Annotated in this window: 8 protein-coding genes; all 8 read right to left on the reverse strand. The window is 62.9% G+C overall.

Annotated elements, in window-relative coordinates; translation table 11 throughout:
- Positions 1-155: 155 nt before the first annotated feature.
- On the reverse strand, positions 156-1,424 hold the full coding sequence (locus tag IFSED24_RS12075; protein ID WP_491331717.1) for an AAA family ATPase: 1,269 nt from the start codon (positions 1,422-1,424) through the stop codon (positions 156-158).
- Positions 1,425-1,548: 124 nt separating this feature from the next.
- Positions 1,549-2,190 carry a hypothetical protein gene (locus IFSED24_RS12080; RefSeq protein WP_491331718.1) on the reverse strand — a complete coding sequence of 214 codons (642 nt, stop codon included), beginning with the start codon at positions 2,188-2,190 and terminating at the stop codon, positions 1,549-1,551.
- Positions 2,187-7,856 (reverse strand): DEAD/DEAH box helicase, encoded by a 5,670-nt coding sequence (locus tag IFSED24_RS12085; protein WP_491331719.1) that lies wholly within the window; start codon positions 7,854-7,856, stop codon positions 2,187-2,189. The genes IFSED24_RS12080 and IFSED24_RS12085 overlap by 4 nt, the downstream gene beginning before the upstream one ends.
- A gap of 400 nt (positions 7,857-8,256) precedes the next feature.
- Complete coding sequence (locus IFSED24_RS12090) at positions 8,257-9,936, reverse strand: ATP-binding protein (RefSeq protein ID WP_491331720.1); 1,680 nt, start codon at positions 9,934-9,936, stop codon at positions 8,257-8,259.
- Positions 9,929-14,962, reverse strand: coding sequence for an Eco57I restriction-modification methylase domain-containing protein (locus IFSED24_RS12095; RefSeq protein ID WP_491331721.1), 5,034 nt, complete (start codon positions 14,960-14,962; stop codon positions 9,929-9,931). Before IFSED24_RS12095 ends, IFSED24_RS12090 begins: the two co-directional genes overlap by 8 nt.
- Complete coding sequence (locus tag IFSED24_RS12100; RefSeq protein ID WP_491331722.1) at positions 14,962-18,051, reverse strand: helicase-related protein; 3,090 nt, start codon at positions 18,049-18,051, stop codon at positions 14,962-14,964. The genes IFSED24_RS12095 and IFSED24_RS12100 overlap by 1 nt, the downstream gene beginning before the upstream one ends.
- Before the next feature lie 1,004 nt (positions 18,052-19,055).
- Positions 19,056-19,466 carry a hypothetical protein gene (locus IFSED24_RS12105; RefSeq protein ID WP_491331723.1) on the reverse strand — a complete coding sequence of 137 codons (411 nt, stop codon included), beginning with the start codon at positions 19,464-19,466 and terminating at the stop codon, positions 19,056-19,058.
- Positions 19,467-19,737: 271 nt separating this feature from the next.
- A complete protein-coding gene (locus IFSED24_RS12110) occupies positions 19,738-20,661 on the reverse strand; it encodes a methyltransferase domain-containing protein (RefSeq protein WP_491331724.1) in 924 nt (307 codons plus the stop codon).
- Between the last annotated feature and the right edge of the window lie 229 nt (positions 20,662-20,890).

Here is a 20,890-nt window from a genome sequence, read left to right on the forward strand (position 1 = left end):
GACCTCTTCTGCCTTCTTCTCATGACGAGTATACCATGCCTCCTCGAATTCCCGTGGCGGGATGTTGCCGATCGGCTCGAGCAGCCGCCGGTTCTGCTACCAATGTGAGGAGACTTGATCCTCTACTCCGTACGCCACATCGAAAGCTATGAATGCTAGCGGAACCAGATCTCTCCGTCCCGGACTTGTGGGTTCATTTTCTTGCGGATTGGCGCCGCTAAAGGGTGGTTTTGTAGCGCCAAGCGGATCGTCCTCACTGCCTCGTATGAGCGCACGTACAGTTCCCTCTGTTCTTCATAAAGCGCCTCGTCGTATTCCTCCGGCACTATGGAATGGGCCGGGCGAGATCGCCGCTTTCGCACCTCTCGCAGGGTAGCAAAACACTTCTCGAGCGGCTCAGCGTCGCGGGACTTGAAGTTTTTCTGGAACCACTCTTCCAACATCTGGATGGTGCCACGGGCCTTCACCTCGATCTTGCCGTCCTCACGTATCGACTCCGATTCGCGGGCAATATTCGGCGGGAAGAACCCGTAGTTGATGTTATCTGATAGAATTTTGTCGAGGGTCTGAACGAAGGCATTGAATTCCTCCGCAGTAGGACGAATGAGGAACGCCAGTTCTTTCGGCGGTTCTTCAAATTCACTTCGGAACAAGTTGGGCCATCCGATCGCGGAACACATGGCATTGATCGTTTTCAACTCCTCTACCATGGCTTCGCGCAGTGAGGCCTTTAACCCCCAATCTCCAAGAATCGCTGCTTTAAAAAAGTCAGGGTGTAAGCTGTAATCACCCGTCACACGATAGGCGTCCCAGATTTGCTGGTGCTCGGGCGTTAGACGGTCCAAGTCGCCCAGGAAAACGGCGACGGCTCTCCGCAGTTCTTTATCGTAGCTGAAACCAAAATGCTGTATCAGCACCTTGTGCTTTTCCGGAAACGCTTCCGACTCATAGGCATCGTCTCCAACGCTTAACGTAGCAGCGACGTCGTTCGACCAGAGCCGATACCGTGGGTCACGTCGGTAGTGGTCGATCACAGCAAGATCGAACGACTCGAAATCGAGTTGGGGTTCCCCGAGCGCAAGACGAAGCGTGAATGGCCTGCCTTCATAGTCCGTTGGGACGACACGCTCTTTGAGCAGTTCCGGGGTTGGGTACATGACAAAGTAATCCCCTTCAAGCGAGTCGAGCCCTGCCAGTTGTTCGGATGCCGGAGGGTCCGCAAACGCCCTAATATGAGGATTGGGGTGACGGTTGCCGAGGTTGACCGCCAAGATGCCCCGCTCAACTAGCGGACGCAGGAGGTCTAGTAGCGCCTCACGGTCGAGCTTCGTTCCAGGCAGCAACACGTAGGCCGGCAGGCCATTGAAATCGCTCGACTCGAGATAATATGATGCCACATGCTCAACTAGTTCTTTGGAATCCATCTACTCTCCCAGCTCTGACTTGACGTCAACGTTCATCAGCAAGAACCCTTACGGATCGCGCCCCCTTCTGCCACCCTCGGGTAACTGGTAATGGCGGGGCCACGGCCAGAATGCGATTTCTTCGTTACCCTCCACCTGTTCCCTCGGATCCTTCTTTTCCTGGTTCATGCAGATTGCAGGCGATGTGAAGTACTTCAACGTTCGCGCCAGACGAGTGTCCGTGGGTTCCAAGGAACGACCAGGGCAAATCGTGGTCGCGCGTTTCAAGGACAGAATGGCAATCAACGTCTTCGTCGAAATGCCGGCGGGTCTTCTTCATCCGCCCCTGGACGTCTGGCATCTTACAGAAGCCGATGCATAGGGCTCGCTTCTCCGCACCGCAGCAGTAACCAAGAACCTGAGTAGTTCCGTCACAGTGGTACTTTGGGCCCTTGTCGAGCTTGCACTCACCAAGCATGCGGTAGCGTCGCGCTTCAAAATGATTGACAACCAGATCCACATGGCCATTTACGTGAGGCTCCGCCGTCGTCGGTAGGCCGCTGCACGTCAGCATATCCGCCAGGTCGGTGGAAAGTTCGACCTCACCCGCCCCCACAAGAAGCTTCCGGCGATCCTCTAGTTTCTGCAGGCAGTGCCGGACGGCAACCCCGACAGCTTCACAGAATTCATCCTCAGTCGCAGCGCAAGCAATACGGTCGAAGTCAGGGCAATGGAGCTTGATAAGCCCGATGTACTGCTCTGCCGAATTCCCCGGTGGCAATCTCATGCCCGCCTCCGATCAACCGGAACCCATTGTACGCCAACCAGCCTGGCACCCTCTCGCCAGTCTTCCCCAGCTAGTCCGCCGCGTCCGCCAAGACGCGGTAGGACTTCGTCCCACGTTATGGGACTCGGCGGCTCTTCGGTTAGATCAAGGAAGACCCGTCGTATCACACCCACCTGAGCCAAGCGTTCGATCGCTAGCAAGGCATCACCCTCGTCACCGCCCACCTGTGACGCAGCTGAAACAGCGGCATCGAGGGTGACCGGTTTGCCATCCTCATTATTCAGCCCCTCAAGCAGCAGCGCCGCGATCGCGATCGCTTTCTCGTTACGAGTCTGTTTGCTTACAAGGTCAAGGATACTATCGCCCTCCAACACGCATTGAATGGTCTGGTCCGGCGACGAAAGATCCCGCGCGGTCAATTCCACGATTCTCCAGCCCGCGCTACCTTCACGCAGAGCTCTCCGTATGGCGCGATCGCGACGGAGACGACTTCCCGTGTGGAACGCCGCACCGTCGATGTAGATGAGGGTGCCCGTGCCGGTCACCCGGAAGTCGGCCTGGCTGATTGCAGGCCCGTCCAGGGTCACGCCCACCGAAACCTGCTTCTCCACCTCGATGCCATGCTGCTCGAACAGACGCAGGAACTTGAGCTCCAAGGGCGAGCCGACACCGGCGTCGTAGGCGTCGAGCCACGGCCGCGGATCGGCGAAATCCCCCAGTTCCGCGGGAACGGGTTCGGGAGCGCCAAGGGCCAGGCCCTCCAGGTCCGGCAGGATGCTCGGCCAGGACAGGTGCTCGTGGTGCCGCTGGTTAGCGTACGACTTCAGACACCGATAGCAGGCCGACTCACACTTGGGGTGGTCGAGATGTTCGATGGCGCGTCGGGCAACGAGGTGCAGTTCATCGATGCACTTCTCCAGGAACCCGCTTCCCCCCACGGCGCCGTCGACGAAGGTCAGCGCTCCGAATCTGCGTGTGCCGTCCTGGTTCCGCTCCTCCCAGAGCGGCTCGAGCTCGAATTCAAGCTCCGGGCCGTCGAGCATGTAGAGTTGCCGCAGTCCGGTCCGAAGGGCGTAGCCCAGGGAGTAGCCCCACCTCTTGTAGTCCTCCTCCTGATAGTCGGGAGGCAGAACCACCGTGATCCGCAGCGTCGTCGCGGGCGTGGCGGTGGTGATGGCCGCGGGCACCGGCGGCTGTCCGCTGCGCTGGCAACCGGAGGCATGACCGTACGCGTCCGGGCCCTTGGACTTGCGTGTCTTCTTGCGCCCCTTCTTCCCGTCGTCCTCTTCAGGGACGCCGAGGGACCGGCCGCAGCTCGGGCACAAATAGAAGCCTCGAGCCCCTTCGTGGAGAACGGGTTTGCCGGTGCGCAGGTCCGCCTCGGAGGGAGCCTTCCATTCATTGATCCACCGGACCGTCTCTTCGGCCCGGATTTCGGCCGCCCACCCGGTCGGCAGCCGCCGCCGAGCCGTGACACGGCCGTCCCGTTGTGGGTGGCAGGTCACGAGGGAAGCGATCGAGAAGCGATCCTCCTCCTGCAGCACCGGGTTGTCGTCACGCAGGGCAAGGAAGCCCCCGAATTCATGGCCGGGATAGCCGTTACCTCCGCCAACGGTTTCGTCGGAACCGCAGCGCGGGCAAGAGGGCGTCTGGGCGTCGTACCGCAGGTCGCAGACCTTGCAGCGCACGTACACCCAGTCCGGATCGGGCGACTTCGGGTTCCAGGGAGAGGCCAGATCGAGGCCGACCACGCGCCAGCGATGCCCGCGGGCGTGGACCATGGCCTCGGGCTGGTACTGTGCGATCCCGAACCGGCGGGACACGACGATGGGATCCTCTTCGTGCTGGTCACCCCAGAGGCGGAGCGTGCAGGGCGCAGCCGGGAACTCGTACCCTGGCAGGATCCCGAATTCCGCAAATCGGCGCATGGGATGCCCGCTGCCACGATCGTCCGCGTCGCCGTCGTACCGGTCGTCGCGAATCCCGAGGATCTTGCGCTTGAGATCCTGGGCGTGCATCGCCGACCGGTCCCCCTTACCGAGCTCGTTCCAGCGGTCGATGGTCTCCTGGAGCTTGAGGATCTGCAGGCGCACCCGGTCGAAGAGGTCCCGGATGCGGTCAGGTAATTGCCCCAGGACACTGTTCAGCGCCTCCCGGTCGGCCAGGCCTGCCGGTTCGAGCACGTCGGGTCCCCAGGCGTCCAGGGCCATGTCGGTCGCGTGGGGGAATCGCGCGACAACAGCCGCGACAAGTTCGTCGACCTTCTCCTGGTTGATCTCGCCGCGGATGTTGATGTACTCGGCCATGCGCCCGGCGAGACCTGGCTCCGCCGCCCCGAACGCGAGGGCGTGTAGGTGCCTCAGGACGACGTCGCGATTGCCGAGGCCGATACCGGGAGCCGGCACTTCGCCGGCGATCATCTCGACGGGCTTGTCAAAGAAGTAGCCGTCGTGCGGCGTGCTGCGGGCATAGCCGAGGACGATGCCGACGCGCGACCGTCGCCCAGCCCGTCCTCCACGCTGCGCATAGTTGTCCGGGCGCGGCGGGATGTTGCGCATGACCACTGCGTCGAGCCCGCCGACGTCGATGCCCATCTCAAGGGTGGGCGAGCAGGCGAGCACGTTGACCGCTGACCTTCTGTTGGTCCCCGTCCAGCCTGCCGGTGGCCGGAACCCGGGCGGCGGGGCCTTAAAGTCGTCCTCGAGTTCGATCCGGTCCTCGCCCGTGATCTGGGCGGTATGTTCGCCGGCCGAGAGCGGCATGAGATCCAGCTTCTTAATCCGCTGGACGTAACGGTTGCGCTCCACCTCTTCTTCCGGCCACGAGCGGAGCACCCCGTGGCAACTGGGGCAAGGGCTGCCGTCCTCGGCCCAGGGCATGCGCACGTTACAAATCGTGCAACGCCGCCGATCCACCGGTTCGACGAGCTCGAGGCTGACCACATCGGCGGAAACCTGAAGGAGCCGTCGGCCGGTCCGGAAGCCGTGGAGAGGCTGGGCAACGATGAGGCGTGGTCCCCTGGTCAGCAGGTCGAGCAGCGCCAGCATGTGCTCGTCTTCCGGCTCCACACCACCCAGCCGATCCAGTAAATGGCGGAAGATCCGTTCCAGGTTCGGTCCGCGTCCTCCGGCCTTGGGCCGGCGCCAGGCGTTGCGCTTGGCGATACCGCTGGGAACCTCGGAATCGTCGAGCCAGCCCAGCGGGCTGCCCTGACCGTCGCACGGGTAGCCGGCGGGGTCCTTGATCCGGCGCTCCCAGTCCGCCCCACGGAATTCTTCGGGGCAGTTCGGATTGCCAGGGTGGTAACAGAGCATGGGCCGCGATAGGGCCGTTCGGCGTCGCATTTCATCGAGCAGACAGCGACTCACAAAGGCCAGTTGGGCGGTAGTCAAACCCAAGGTAGCCGCCAGTTCCCCGCCGTTCTTCTCGACATGGGCATCGAGGTGCTCGTAGCGGACACCGACGAGTCCGAGATTGAGGAGCGAAGCGCGGTAGCCGGCGCTCACCGCAAGATCATCGAGCAACGGTGCTTCTTCCCATGCCCGCGCGCGGTCCTGCACCTGGCGAGGCAGGAACTCGGCGTCGTCGAAGTTACGGCAATTGGGGTTGTCGCTCCGTTCCACACCCATGGCCACGAGGCGCGTCAACGTCTCGTCGATGGTCGCCCTCTTGCCGGGTGCCCCTTCGAGGACCCTGATCAGCCTCCGCCGCATGCGGTCGTAGCGGCCGGCGTAGGTGATGAACCGCGCCTGGTGCGCCGCGTCCTGTCTGCTGTCCGAGAAGATGAGCAGCCGCTCCTTGCCATCGTGATCGGCACGACCAGCGTTCTGCACGGCCAATCCCTCGACGAGGCCTTCGGCGACCACGCGCACCGCCGCCGACGTGCCCAACGACACCGGTGTGATCACGTCGTGAGCACCAGCCGTCCCGCCGCAGACGAGGCAGCGGTTGCGGGCCGGAGCGAGAACGGCGCGCATGGGATACAGTCCCTCGTCCGTCGAGAACGAGCACGTGGCCGGGTCGAAACTCCCCTCCAGAACGGGCCGCTTGCGCATCTGCTGTTCGACGCCGACCAGCCCCTCCTCGTCCCCTGCCTCGAAGCGGCCGCGGTCGTAGAGCAGCCATTCGCCGTCCTGGCCTCGCGAGGCGTTGGGGATGAGCGCCTCGTTCTCAGGACCGTTGTTCCCCTCGCGGAAACGGAGCATGTCCGCACCGCAGGACCGGCACAGGTAGAGGGGGGCGGCGATGGCGCCGCATTCGCACCGCTCCTCGCCCATTGGGTAGAGGCGGCCACAATCGGGGTCGATGCAGCGGGTGAAGCGCCAGCCGCCCCGGATGAAGCGGTGGGCCCTCAACCTCAGGGCCCCCGGCGTCCCATCCGGCAGCGCCGCACCCACGACCAGGGCCAGTTCCACCTCCCGGCGCACCTCATCGGGATCGCTACGGGCGCGCTCGGGAACGTCGCACTGCACGCTTTCGACGATCTGGGAGACGGACATGGGCCGCCGGGCCAGGAGACCGTTCAGGGTCCAGAGGATGCCGGCCCGCTTGATCAGTTGCTCCAGAGATTGACCCGGGTCGGCACCGGCCAGGACGGCCAGGGCCGTGCGCACCTGATCCGGGTCGTCGAAAGCGGGCGACTCGCAGGTGGCAGGCGCCTTCGGCCAGCCGGCCTCGGCCGGCACCTCGAGATCGCGCAGGGACTCCCCGAGCACCCGGAAGCGTTCCCCCTCCACACCGGTGAGCTTGGTCAGGAACTCGCGCACCGCCCCGTCGCGCAGTTCACGGACTTCCTCAGGAGAACGGCCCGCTTCGTCAACGCTCTTGATGGTGGCGGAGGTCGCTACAGGCAGCACTTCGGGAAAGCGCTTGGCGTCGGTACAGTCGTCGGCGCGCCAGTCCTGCTGGGCGTGCCGCAAATGGGTCAGCAGACGCCGGAACAGCAGGGCGATGTTGACGCCCAAGCCGCCGCGGTAGGTGTGCACTTCGTCGAGGACCACGAAGCGGCACCGGTGGTTCGCGAAGAGCGCGTCCCGGTCCGCCGGCCGCACGAGCAGGTACTCGAGCATCATGTAGTTGGTGAGCAGGATGTGGGGCGGATTATCGCGGAGCCGGCGGCGCTCTTCCTCGCTGGTCGAGCGATCGTAGCGGGCGACCTTGACGTGGGTGTGGCCGGAGCCCTCCAGGTATTGCCGGATGCGCTCCTCCTGGTCGTTGGCGAGGGCATTCATCGGGTAGACGAGCAGGGCGGTCAGGCCCGCGTGCCGGAAGCGGACCGAATCCTCGATCGCGTTCTGGATCACCGGCAGCAGGAAGCACTCGGTCTTGCCGGAACCCGTGCCCGTGGTCACCACGAGGGGACCGGGTTCCGGGCCGAGCAGGTGCCCGATGGCGTCACTCTGGTGCAGGTACGCAGCCTCGGAACCGCTGCGCTGCTCCATGACTTTAGCCAAGGCGGCGTCCAGACCGAGGTCGCGCCAGCGCTCCCCGCTCTTGAAGGGGCGGTGAGCCTGGAAGAACGGCTCCTGGGCCAGGAAACCCGCCTCGATCAACGCCGCCTCAAGGGCGGCACGGAGCTGCGGATCGCGCGCCTGGAACTCGGTTGAGAGGTAGCTGCGGTACTCGCTGATGACCTGGTCGACGACGGTGATGGGATTCAGGGTCATGACAGCTCCAGGCTAGTTGTGGCGGTCCGCCGGGTGGGTCCAGGGACTGCAGACAGGACGCACATGAATGCTATGTCGCTGTATTGCATAAGGTTAATTCTCACTCCCCATCGAAATCGCCGCGCGGCATTGCCGGCCGCCAACTTGGCCTGCGGATTCAACCGGCAAACCTACGCGGCCATTGCGCAGGGCATATCTTGCGCAATTACAGGAACTTAAGTGAGCCGACCCGTCAAAACTCCACATTTCCCCCGCTCCGATTGCGGGACCGTTGCCTGACGCCGCGGCTTAACGCCCCTCTATAAAGGACATTCAAGGACTAGGCCGGCCGGATGTCCTTTATATAAATAATTGTCAGTTATACAGTTGTGGAAATTCTCAAGCCCACTCTGGCTCTCCGTCATGACCCCTGTCCTTTAGTTTCGGCAAGCCGGTAGGTCCTCCAGCGCCGCTCCTTTTCGGCGACGACTATTCCTTCTGCGATCATCTCGTTCAATGTTCGAGTGATCGTTTTCGGATTGATCTCAGGGCCGATGCGCCGGTGAATATCAGCGCGCCCGGAATCCGGAAACCGTCCCAAATCCTCCAGAATGAGCGCTCGCAGCCTATGAGGGTGAATGCGCTGAAGAGTGGTCTGGTCGTCCAAGCCGGCTCTGCGGAGCAGTGAAGGCGAAACGAAGTACTTCGTCGCGCGCGTCCGGCCGGTCTGCCCGACAAGCCCCAGATCCTCAAGGCGGGAGATCCATGGGCGAAGATCAGACGGGCCAGAGAGTTCGAGGATCTCCGCCAATTCTGTCGCTGACATCGCCTCGGCCTGACCCAAGATGCTGAGCACGATCCGATCACGCTGGGTAAGTTGGTGCTGCTGGTCGGCATCGGCCATGAGACGGATGACCCCCGGATGCACGACCCGCCTGGGAACGGTCACCTGCACCGAATCATCACCCTCGGACACCGCCGGTACCGCACGGCCGCTCGTCAGCAGGCGGTCGTACAGCAGGTCGAAGCCGCTGCCTTCTCGCTCCATCAGCTTCATGTCGTGGAAAACGCGGGCTAGTCCGTCATTCCGTCGGCGGCTCGCGTGCAGGATGTTCCGGGGCGTGACTCCCAGCGGCAGCCTCCCGGCATTGACGACCTCAAGCCGATCAGGATGCAGGTTTAGGAAGATGTCGCCACGCTGCGTATAGGGCCGGTGGACGAGCGCATTGACGAGGAGCTCACGCACCACCGCTTCCTCGTACGCAGGGACGCTGCTCCGCAGCAAGCCGTCGGGCAGTTCGTAGGACTCCCGAAAATCGGGCACGTCTTGCCACACCGCATCGACCAATTCGATCGGCGAAAGGCTGAAATCGTCCCAGACGTGTTTGGCGATCTTGACGCTACGCTCGTCGTACTTGATTGCCTGCACCACAGGCGCGGTGCCGAGCCGGGCTCGATCGGCCGTCGTTCCAACCAGAAGCACACCGAGGTTTGTGAGCAAGCCCCCATTCGATAAGCAGTAGTGCTCCAGCAATTCACCGTCCGTTTTCTCCCGGACGGAGGTTTTCACGCGATCCGAATCGCGAAGTGCATCGAAGAGGTTTCGGCATTTCGCGCCGTCGATTCGAGCCTGCGGAACCTCCAACGAGGTCATCGTCTCCCACGGTACCGAGGGCCGCTCGGTGACCAGCCGAAGCACTTCGTCGCCGACAACCGGCCGGCACTCATCACCAACACGCAGGAAGTAGCGACCGTCAGTAGTTGATGCGACGCCCGTCGATCGCGCGATGGTCAGCACGACGTACTCGCCGCCGTTCGCATCGGCTCGAATCTCCGCGGCCACATCGACATTGACCGTCAATTCGCCAATGCGCTTGCGAATGCGATCGAGAAGATCAGCGGGGATTCGCTGCTTAGCCGGAGGGCCCGCGGCCCCGTCCTCGATACCGATCAGGATAGCCCCGCCGGGCCCGTTGGCGAAGCAGACACAATCCTTCGCCAGTTCGGGGAAGTCGGAGGTTTTCCCCGTCACCGTCCGAAGCGACTTATGGTCGACGCTTTGGCCTTCACCGTTGATGGGCAGGTGCATTTGATCAGCCATCGACTCTCCTGTACTTCATCCCCCGCCTCTGGCCTTCGGTGACGGCAAGTCCCTCGTCCACGAGGCGTTTGAGATGCGGCCGTACGCCAGCGGCGTCGAGGCCGGTGGCCTGCTGGGCGTCCTGCGAGGAGATGATCTTCCGCTCCTTCAGAAGAGCCAAGATAGCCTCGTATGCTGAGTAATCCGTTCGCGGCTTTGCACTGCGCGATTTCGCCTTCTTACCTGCCTTGACCACCGGAGAGCGAGTTGGAGTCGCCCTGCCCGTGGGGACGAGTCCGTGTTCACGCATCCACGCGAGGGCCACGGCGAGCCTGTCGGCATCGAATCGTCTCTTGCCCTCGGCCCAGCCGTGAAACTCTGCGATGATGGCGGCATCGTCTGGCTGCTCCCCGCAGGCCAGGAGGTCATTCCAGCAGGCGTATAGTGTGGCCACGATCTCGGCCCGCTCGGTGTCCATCAACAAGAACAATCTGACGAGTTCTCTAGCCTTGTCCGCGTATTCGCCGAACGCTTCGTCGAGCCGTCCGGCCGCACTGGTCAATCCGAGTTGCGGCACCAGGCTGGCGCCATCCCTCCCCTGGCGTTGGACCGCACGGAATGCCGACCAGCGGCGCTCGGCACGGTGGAACACCTTCTTGAGGTGCGGAAAGTCGGCCGGGCCCGCGGCCAACCTCATCGGCGCGCGTCCGATGTCGACTTCGAGATACGACTCAGCCAGGTGCAGCAGCTTCTCGCACTTGACGGAGCCGAGGGTAGCATCTTTCCCCGCCTGGTTATGTTCCGCTAGCGCATACGATAGCAGGATGGCAGAAGCATCGGTGGGATGCACGTGTGGCTTGGTCAACCCAGAATGAGACCCGGAGTCCTGATCACCCAATGCTGGACCTTCGCCCTCTTCCTCGGCCGGCAGGTCCACCTCCCGCTCCAGCCCAGGCATGTCGATGACCGGCTTTGGAAGCGTCTCGTTGAGTAGGATGTCCCAATACGGATCATGCTGCTTCGCAAACACCTCGGGACCACTGGCCGCGAGTTCGTCGAAAGCCGCCAAGCACAAAGCGGGTACATGTGGACAGCTCTTGTGGCCGAACGTCGACAGCAAGTGTTCATACTGCGATCGATCGAGGCTATAAGCCTCGGCGATAACGGCATCGATAGCTGCGCGAACCGCCCAGCGGTCGCCTTCACCTTCCAGGACCGGCCATGTGTATTTGGGTTTCATTTCCCGCCATGCGTCGCCGAATTGCTCCTTCCAGATTGAAGAATAGCCTTCCTCGTTACAAACGAGTCGCGCGGCGGAATGAACTATAAATTGCTGGGCTTTCAAAGCCGGAACCGGCACGTTACGCAGCAAGTATCCGTTAAAGTCCTTGTCTATCCGGAGACGCACTAACCAATTGAAAGAAATACTGTTTGCAATCGCCAAAGCACTTAATGCCAGCGAATTGCTTCGCTGCGAAGGGTTCCATTCCACCTTGAGTGTATTTGTTGCCAAAGTTGCTGCAGGAAGGAGGCACGCAATGGATTTTTCTTCCGTAAATCCAACCAGCCGCCTAAAGGCCAACCTGTAGTACGCGCTTCGCTCTAGCACGTACTGCCGGTCGACCAAGCGGCTAGTTGGGACAAAAAATCTGGGGGCTTGCGCCCACGTTGTAGTATATGGCCCGACTGTCTTCCCCTCATGTACTGGCAGCATAAATTCTGATATGTCACTGGCTGAAGACATCCGGTGAGCATCATGCGTAGCGTTAAGCTCGTCGCCGGTTCTTATCCCGCTAAGTTCAAAGCAATCTCGCCAATCAAGTCCCGTCGAAGTACACGACTCAAGAACCTGAACATCAGATGGACCATCGAGTTCAAGAAGAAGAAGATATGGGCCACCAGTGCGTAACACTAGCTTTCGCCGAATTGTAAAAAGCGCATTCTGTGTGAATAGCACGGCAGGGTTTGCACACCGGAACCGGACTCTAAGACTCTCATGGGCATCATGACGCAGCGTAGCGACTACCAGATCGAATCGTTCCTGACGGCCGATATCAAATAGGGAATAGTCGTTTGTAAAGCCAATCCACGCAGATACGGATCCCTGCTCCAGCAGCAGTCGGCGGAGGCCGGTAGCACCCTCCCCTGAGTGAACACTCGCCGGAAGTACGAGGCCCATGCTTCCCTGACTCGACACGCATGACAACGCGCGTTCAGCGAAGAGCCGATACACATCAAGCTTCTCGGTTGTCCTTTTCCCTTCGACTACTACTTGTTGCCACTGGTATATCCTCCCAGCCGCCCGCTGCGACATGGAAATCTGTTCAAGATAGCGTTCGTAGTCAGACCTAGCGCCGGGGTCTGCCAAAATGCGATCCATATGCTTGTCGCGTTCACGTTTTGTCGGCGCTTCGAGAACTGCAATATCGTATCCACACAAGAACTCTCGGGCATAGCCAACCAACTTGTCCCAGGGCGGGTTGCCAACGACTGCATCAAATCCACTCCGGTCCTGACCGGATGGACGAAAAACCTCCGGAAATTCGAGATCTAGGGCAATACCATTCTCGCCAAGTTCCCTCATCTTCATTAACGATTCACTCGCGACTAGGGCACCTACAGCGTCTTCGCCCTGCGCTACAGCCTGGGCCAGCGCTTGGTATCCGGCGTCGTCGCAGTCATTACCTAGCATCACCCCGCCACTCCACACTGCCGCCAACGCTTTGAGCGGTGCGAGTGCCGAATCGAGCTTCTCTTTGGCCGCACGCTTGTGCTCCAGATCTGCCACATCCTTGCCGACGCTGGCCTCCAGATCGCGGACCAGGGCAAGCGCCCCTGCCAAGGTGGTCTGCAGGCGCTCGGTCAGCCCCTGCGCGAAGAGGTCATCCATTTTCTGGCCGCTCTTGGGGTACGTGAGCAGATGATCGAGGAACGGCCCGGTCAACGAGTCCCCGCAGATGAGCCGGTGATCCATGAACGTCAGCGGCAAGCCCTCGGCATAGCTTTCGAGCCATAGGGACAGCTTAGCCAACTCGACGGCCAACGGGTTCTTGTCCACGCCATAGAGGCAGTGCACCGCCACCAGGCGTCGGCACAAGGCCTCCGCCTTCTTCTGCGACAGGCCGCTCTCCTCACCCTCGGCGGCGCGGCTGGGCAGGTATGCGACCAACTCGTCCTCGGGGTCGGGCAGATCCTCCACCCGCTTGCGAAACTCGACAGCATGGGCGAGCAATGCCTCCCGCTCGGCATCCTCCGCCTTCTCGGCCTGCTCCTCAGCGTGCACGGCAAGCTCGTCGCACAGGCGGCAGGCCTCGTAGAGCGCGTCACCCAAGTACCGACACGCCTCGACCAGGAAATGGCCGCTGCCCATGGCCGGATCGAGGACTTTGAGTGCGAGAATCATCTCGGGCTGCGGATCCTCCTTGGGACTGCGCTCGGCGAGTTGCGGTCCCAGCGTCTCCTGCACCAGGAAACGCACGAAGGGATGAGGCGTGTAGTAGCTGCCGGTGGCCTTCCGACCTAATCCGACTCGCAGGAAGAAGCGTCCCGCGGGGATCTCCTCGATGAACTGGACCTTGGTGTTTGTGCCGGCGGCCTTCTTGCGGTTCTTCTTAGACGACTCATCATCATCGTCGGCCTGCTCGTCAGTCTCTTCGTCTTCCGCCTCGTCGTCCTCGTCGGCCTCGGCCGTTGGGACGTCCGTGCGGTACGGAGCCCCCTGGGCCACCGGAACCACCACTTCAAGCTTGGCCCGTCTCAACCGGCACATGGGCTCGGTGGCGATCCCTGGCTCCAGTTCCAGCAGGGCCTCGTAGACCCGGCCCAGGTCCTCCACATCCAGCGCGCCGTAGTGGACGCGTTCGCGCTCAGTCCGGCCGTCCCCAGGCGTCCACAGAAGAGCATCGAGCAGCCGAGCCACGCCCCGTTCACCCCACTGCAGGCTGTCGAGCAGCGGGGTGGCGTCCGCGCCGAACAGCATGCCGCCGAGTGGTTTGACTTCCAGTTCGCTTGAGCTGAGGCCCTCCGCGAACATGCGCCACAGGGTCCGCAGGCCGGATTCGAGGAAACCGCCGCTGTCCGCACCCTCGTCGAGCACGCGTCGGACCATGCCGGCCAGTGCGGTGTTCGGCGAGTACGTGTTCCGCCACAGACTCGTGGCCGCGAAGCTGAAAGCCCGAGCCGGGTCGGCCGACGACTCGAGCTTGAACACGAACAGCAGCCTGTAGACTAGAATCAACCCCTCGCGCCAGAGGGTCCGGGCCAACTCGGCCGGATCTTCCCACTCGGCCCGGATATCGGCGTTCCCGGGGTGATCCAACAACTCCTGGACGAAGCCCTCGATTGCACGCCGAGCCTGGAGTCGCAGTTTCTTGGTGACCGTGCTCTGGGCCAGGCGGGCCGCCTCTGCCAGATCGGGCAGGGCATCCACGCCATCGGGCGAGGCCAAGGCGAGCAGAAGGCGGTAGGAGTCCGGCATGGCCCGGGCCGCCCGCCAGCCGCCCGCCCGGTCCAGGCGGATCGCGACATGGCTGTCCGGCCGGGCAGGGTCGCAGAGCAGAAGGCGCAGTTCTTCGCCGTCGGTCAGGAGGCCAACGCGCTCACCGGCAGCGAGCAGGACGCGCTGAGCCACTCGGGCCGGGCTGAAGCGGTAGGCTCGGCCGCGACGGCTGGGAGCATCGAGGTCCTCCGCCAGTCCCACGGACCAGGCGCGGAGCTTGCGCCCGTCGGTGGCGGTAAACAGCCAGCCGCCGTTTTCGGGTCCTTCTCTGGTAATAACCTCCACTTGGGTCTCGAACCGCTCGTATCCAAGCCGCTCGGCTAGAGGTTCCAGAACGTGATTCGCCACGCGGCGGTCGCCGCCCGATTCGCCCAGGGCCCGCAGCTTTCGCCGGTAAACATCCCACCGGTCTTGCAGAACCCGGCCGTCCGCGCCGGTCGCCTTCGGCAGCAGCTTCCGTTTGGCCAGTTCGGCTTCGAGCTGGAACTTCACGAACGGTTCGGGCAGCGCGGGGCCGAAGAAGGTGCAGTCACGCAGGTCGAAGGCCATCAGTGCGCCACCTCCCCTTCGCCGGCAGGCACCAGCATGAGAAGGCCGAGGGGCATCGGCTCGAGGATCCGCGCCTTAGTCCCGGCCAGCAGGTCTCGGACCCGGTTTTTATGCAGGCTCAAAACGCCATTGGCCTCACGGCGGGCGGCTGGGGTATTGGCGGAGTCGGTGGCGAACGCCGCCAACCGTTCGGCGGGATCTTCGATGGTCTGCCAGCGTGGCAACTCCGCCGCGTCCCCGAACAGTTCGGTCTGGATCTTCACCGGACGCCCACAGAGGGCCTCAGCCCGGCTCTGGAGCCAGGCGTCGAGTTCGCGGCGCTCGCTCTCGAGCAGGCTCCGGTGCTCGTCGAGCTGGGATTCCGCCAGGCCCCCGAAAGCGTCTTTTGCCGCTTGAAGGGCCACCCCCCTGGCCTCTGGGGCCCACGAGGCGAATGACCGTTCCCAGAGGTTCTGGGTGGCGACCGGCCGGCCGGCGTCCACGACGGCGAGCCAATCCTTGGGCTCGTCGAATACGCGCACGCCGCCGTCGCGATCGATCCTCACGGTCAACACTCGCTCGAACTCATGGCCGCGATCACTCTCCACGATGCCGAGGAACGTGCAGAGGATGGCCGGCTGCCCTGAGTCGATCTCGATGGCGCTGACGCGGCGGTCGAGCCAGGCGCCCGCATCTCCGAAGCGCAGGTTGCGCACGCGGTCCAGGGCCCGGCGCACGATGGGGTGCGCCCGGCCGAGATAGCCCAGCCGGCGGTGCTGCTCGTCGGTGGTACGGCGACGATCCGTCGTCAGCCGCAGAATCCTGTCTTCAGAATCGTACCCCGGAATGTCCCGCAGCCCGTGTGTCCAGATCGGTGGGATCTGCAATTCCACGTCGCCCCCGTTACCTGCCGCATTCCAGGCGTGTTTCCAGGAGCCGCCGTCGGCTTCCAGGGCGTTGCAGACGAAGTCCATCAGGTCCACCGCGCCCAGGCGCTCGCCCTCCTCGCGTGCCTTGTCGGCTTCGGACACCAGCCGATCCTCGGCGTTGAGCCCGGTCTCGCCGAGCCAGGCGCTGGTCTTGGCCGCCTTCTCGTAGCCCGCCATGGCCCGCTCCACCTCGGCGAGCAGCTCTTGGTAGGCCGGCGTGTCGACGTCCTCGTCCGCGACGGCTTCGATCTGCCGAATTTCATGGGCCGGGCGGGCGAAGAGCGTCCGGTCCTCTTCGGCCAGGCCTTCGAGTAGACGCACGGCCTGAGCGTCGTCGGTCGTGATACCGCCCAGCGTGTCGGGCACGAAGGTCAGCCTGGCGCGCTGCCGCTCGTACTTGGCCACCAGCCGCAGGAGCAGGCGCTCCTCGAAGGTCCCTCCCAGGTATAGGTACCGGACCTCTGGAGTCTCCTGCTGCCCATACCGATCGATGCGGCCATTGCGCTGCTCGAGGCGATTGGGGTTGTAGGGCAGTTCAAGGTGAACGAGATGATGACAGCGTTCGTGTAGGTTCAGGCCCTCGGCGGTGGCGTCGGTGCTGACGAGCACCAGCCCATCCTCCGCGGCGAAGCGTTCAGTGACGCCGGCGCGGTCCTGGGCGTGCTCAGGGCGGCCGCTGACCGCCAGAATGTCGCCTTCCAGCTTCCCGGCTTTCAGCGCCGTACGCAGGTTGGCCACGAGCGCATCCTGACTGTCGGTGTACTCGGTATAAACCAAGACGTTGGCACGCGGCTCTTCCGCGCGGATGGCACGCAGTTCCTCCAGAACGGCACTGAGCTTGGGATCCTCGGGAATGGCTGCCTCGGCCATCTCCACCAGGGCATCGAGGGCTTCACCGGTGGTCGCCAGGCGGGCGCCACGATCCCTCTCCCTTCGGTGCTCCCGGCGCAGCTCGTCGAGGCGACCAACGATCTCCTCAAGACCTGTCGTGGCGAGTTCCGCGGCCATATCCTCCGCCTCGAGCGCAGCCCGGTCCTGCTCCTCCTCGAAGGAGAGGGAACCGTACCGCTCCAGCCGCCGTTGGTACTCGCGTAGCGTGCGCAGACGCTGGCGCCGGGTCTCTGCTTCGGTTTCCCGGGTTTCGACCATTTCGCGGTAACGGTCGCGGATCACGGCCAGCGTGTTGCGGCAGGCCGCGACCGTGGACACCGAGCGTTTTAGTAGCGCGACGAAGGCCAGCACTTCCCCGAACCGGCGTTGCCGGACTGCATGACGCAGACGCGGAGCGACGGCCACGAGCAACGCCTGCTGGAATGCTGCGAACGCCGCGTGGGACTCCTGGTCGAAGGCGACCGCCCGGGGCGTGACGTGGCGGGTTTTGAAGAATGGCGCACCGGTTTCCGGGTCCTTGATGTGCTGTTTGAGCCGGCGCACAACGTGAGCCCGGAAGCGGTCGCTCCGCAGGACGCCCCGGCCGTCAGTGAGGCTGGGGTCCAGCAGTTCGATCACGGAGGCGAAGTGCGCGTCGTAGCCATCGTGGGGCGTCGCCGTGAGCAGGAGCAGCCCGTCCGCCTGACGCGCCAGCACCTCGGCGAGCCGCCGACGGCGCGAGTCCTCCCAGTCCCCGGCCGTGCCCAGTCGCACGCAGTGATGCGCCTCATCGAGGACTACCAGGTCCCAGACGGTGCGCTCCAGTTCCAGCAGCACTTTCTCCTGCTTGGCGAAATCCACGGACGTCAAACAGTAGGACACGTGATCGAAGGGATTGGCCCCCAGGACCAGGGAGCGGCGAACTTCCTGCAGTTCGCCCGCACTGCGGACCGTCTCGAAGCGCAGGCCGAAGCGTTCCCGCATCTCGCGGTGCCACTGCTCGAGCAGAGGTCCGGCCGGCGAAACGATGAGGATGCGGTGGGCGCGGCGGCGCGCGATAAGCTCGGCCATGACGAGACCGGCCTCGATGGTCTTGCCGAGTCCCACCCCATCGGCCAGCAGCAGCCGCGGACGGCTCATGCGCAGCGCGCGCATGACGGGCACGAGCTGGTAAGGCGCGATGTCGAGGCGTCCCGGCTGCACGGCCAGAAGAGCCGACGGGCCCAAGGCCTGCTCGAGCAGGAACGCGTCGTGGTAGAGGCGCCACTGGCGCAGGCGACCCGCGCGGTTCGGGTTGAAATCGGTGGCCACGGGTCGGATCGGCTCAAAGGGATGAAGTAGGTCGATCTCGGCGCCTTGGAGATCGCCCTGTAGACAGCGAAGTCTGAGTCTTCGTTGTTCCCCCGCTTGCTCGTTTTGGACGACCACCCAAGGGAGGCCCCGCGCCTCAACCTGACAGCCCGGGATCACCCAAGGCATGTCTTCTCCTGATTCCCTGGAGCCATTGACTTCGTCAAGCTCGTATTCGCAAAAGTCGGCAGCATAGCAAAGCTGGTCGGCAACTTAAGCTTGTACCAGTCAAGTAAGTAATCACTGGCCGAGCGGTGCATAAACTCGATGATTCTAAACTTCATGTCACTGTCAACGATATCACACATCCTCTTCGAACCCTGGTTTACCTTCCAGTGCCTTTAGGCCAGCTGTAAGTGCGTCCATCGTCAACTCCGGAAACCTGATTCTAGCTAGGTTCCAAAAGTCCTCAAGTGCTGCATCTTCCCATGATCTGATAGAATCGGACATCTGATCCCTGAGAACGAATCCAAGTAACGCAACGAAGTTATCCCTTACCCAAGTGAGTTCCCAGAGATTATGTGAAGAAGCTTCACCACCACGAGTACAATCCTTACAAATGATTTCTAGTCGGTCCACTCTTCTGCGGACAAAATAATGTTCGCGATCAACCATTATATTTCCTTGCCACTCAGGTAGTTCAATCGAGCAGCGGGCACAAACTGGACTATTCACAATTCCCCTCCCTCACGATGCCTGTCAGATAACAAATGAACTCGATCTTAACCGATAGCGGTTCTTCAATTACCCCCTTTACAACTTCCCCTCCCCAACCGTCACCCTCCCCTGCTCCAGATGCACCACCAACTGCAACGCCGATCTCTTCCCCTCCTTGGTGCTCCTCTTGTACGAATTCAACTTCCGCACACACTCATCGATCGCCAGATTCAGCTTCAGCGCATCCTCGAACGATAGAGTGATATTCAACATCTTGGTCCACGCCCCGAAATCCTCGCGCTTGGGGCTCAGCTTCCCGAATCCCCGCCCCCGAACGAGAACGTCTTCGTCACTTTCTCCGCAGCCATTCTTCTCTCCTTGGTCCATGCCTTACAGACCGGCAGCGCCTTGCGCTCCCTCTCCGCCACCAACCTTCGGATCCTCCCAACCTTCCCCCGGAGCACCCCCATCCCATCCTCGTCCATCTCGTAATCCCCCGTATGTCTCATCGCCCTGAAGAAGAAGAACAGTTCGATCCGCAGCTCCGTGATCGACCCGGGATCCGGCGCATGCGCGATCTTCGCGCACTTCTCGAACGACCCCGCGACCCGGTACCCATCCATCGTCGCCGCAAATTTCATGATCTCGTCGAGGCCGGCCTTTTCCCCCGGGATGTCGTCCAGCCTCAGATCCTCATCGGCGATCGGCAGCGGCCTCAAACCATCGTCCCTTCCCTGGAATCAACGAGCAACGACAACGCCGCCCACATCCGCATTATATCCGACGATCCGGCAACGCAAGCCGGACCGCCCCCGCACAAAGACGTGGCCCACCTCCGACCATACGACACGTCAGTTTCAGGCTTGATCGGCATGTCCTCCCCGTCCGGCCATGAGCCAGCCAGCATGCCAAGACAGCGTTCGCTACAGCAGCATCCTACGCGTTTTGAAAAACAATTTCAACGCCTGAATACAGCCCATCCACGCCCCCCTACCCCCTCTTCCGCGCGATCAAGAACGCCGTCCGCGTCACCACATCATCCTCCGTCAAGAACTGGAACTCCCTCGCCAGCGACCTCTTCTCCAGCCCCGTGTAATCATGGTTCGCCAGCACCTCCACCACCTCGAACCCCGTCTTCTCCAGCAGCGCCAGGTGCACGCTCAGCGGCTGCCGGTTCAGCGAGTACGGACGCGCCCCGATCACCCACTTGAACAGCCAGCTCGGGTAAGCCCAGTGGCCGTTCCACGGGGTGGTGAACGCGTGGGTGGAGAAGTCGATGACGTGCGACATGTAGGCGCCGGGCTTGAGCCACGAATGCAGGGCCCGGTAGGTGAGTTCCAGGTCCGCCACGTGCTCCAGCACCGCCTGCGAAAACGCGTAGTCCACGCTCTCGGCGCGGAGTTCCTGCGGGCTGGTCCAGGGGCAGATGAAGTTGATGGCGTTCTCCTCGCCCTCGAGCCGGTTCTCCAGCTCGCGGCGCAGGCGGGCCGCCTTCTCCGGGGCGGGGCGGGTGGCGGCGGCCAGGTACTGCCGGGGGAAGGAATAGTCGGTGAGCTTGGGCTGGACCTTGGGGAACTCCTGGTCGTCGGGCACGTCGGCGCGCGCGGCGACGATGTCGACCAGCTCGTCGAAGATGTCCAGGTTCCGCTCGGGCGACGTGAAGTCGACGATGTCCAGGCCGTAGTACTTCTCCGCGCCGCTCAGCAGCGCGGCCAGGCCGATCCCCAGCGAGTCGCCGGGGCCCAGCTCCGCCACCACCTCCGGCACGCCGATGTCCACGATGGAGTTCGCCATCACGAAATGGCGCATCCAGACCGAGTAGCAGTACTTGGAGTTGTCGGTCCCCCGCGTGGTGCTGACGGACTTCTTCGGCAGGTAGGAACGGATCCCCCTCAGGACGGGCACGATCTTCATCGTCTCCCCCTTCGATGCGCGGATCCCTCCGATCCGGCCACGGAACGCCCCTCATGGCCCGGCGGCGCCGGGCATGTCTCGGAAGCGGTCGCAGGACAGCCATCCTACCCCATCCGCAGCGTATCTTCAACGAATCCCCGGACACGACCCGCCCGGCCCGCCGCAACCCACCCGCCGACATCACGTATTCACCCGGCCGGCACCACACCACCTCGCCCACCCCAGCAGG

The sequence above is a fragment of the Candidatus Latescibacter sp. IFSED24 genome (assembly GCF_058273205.1).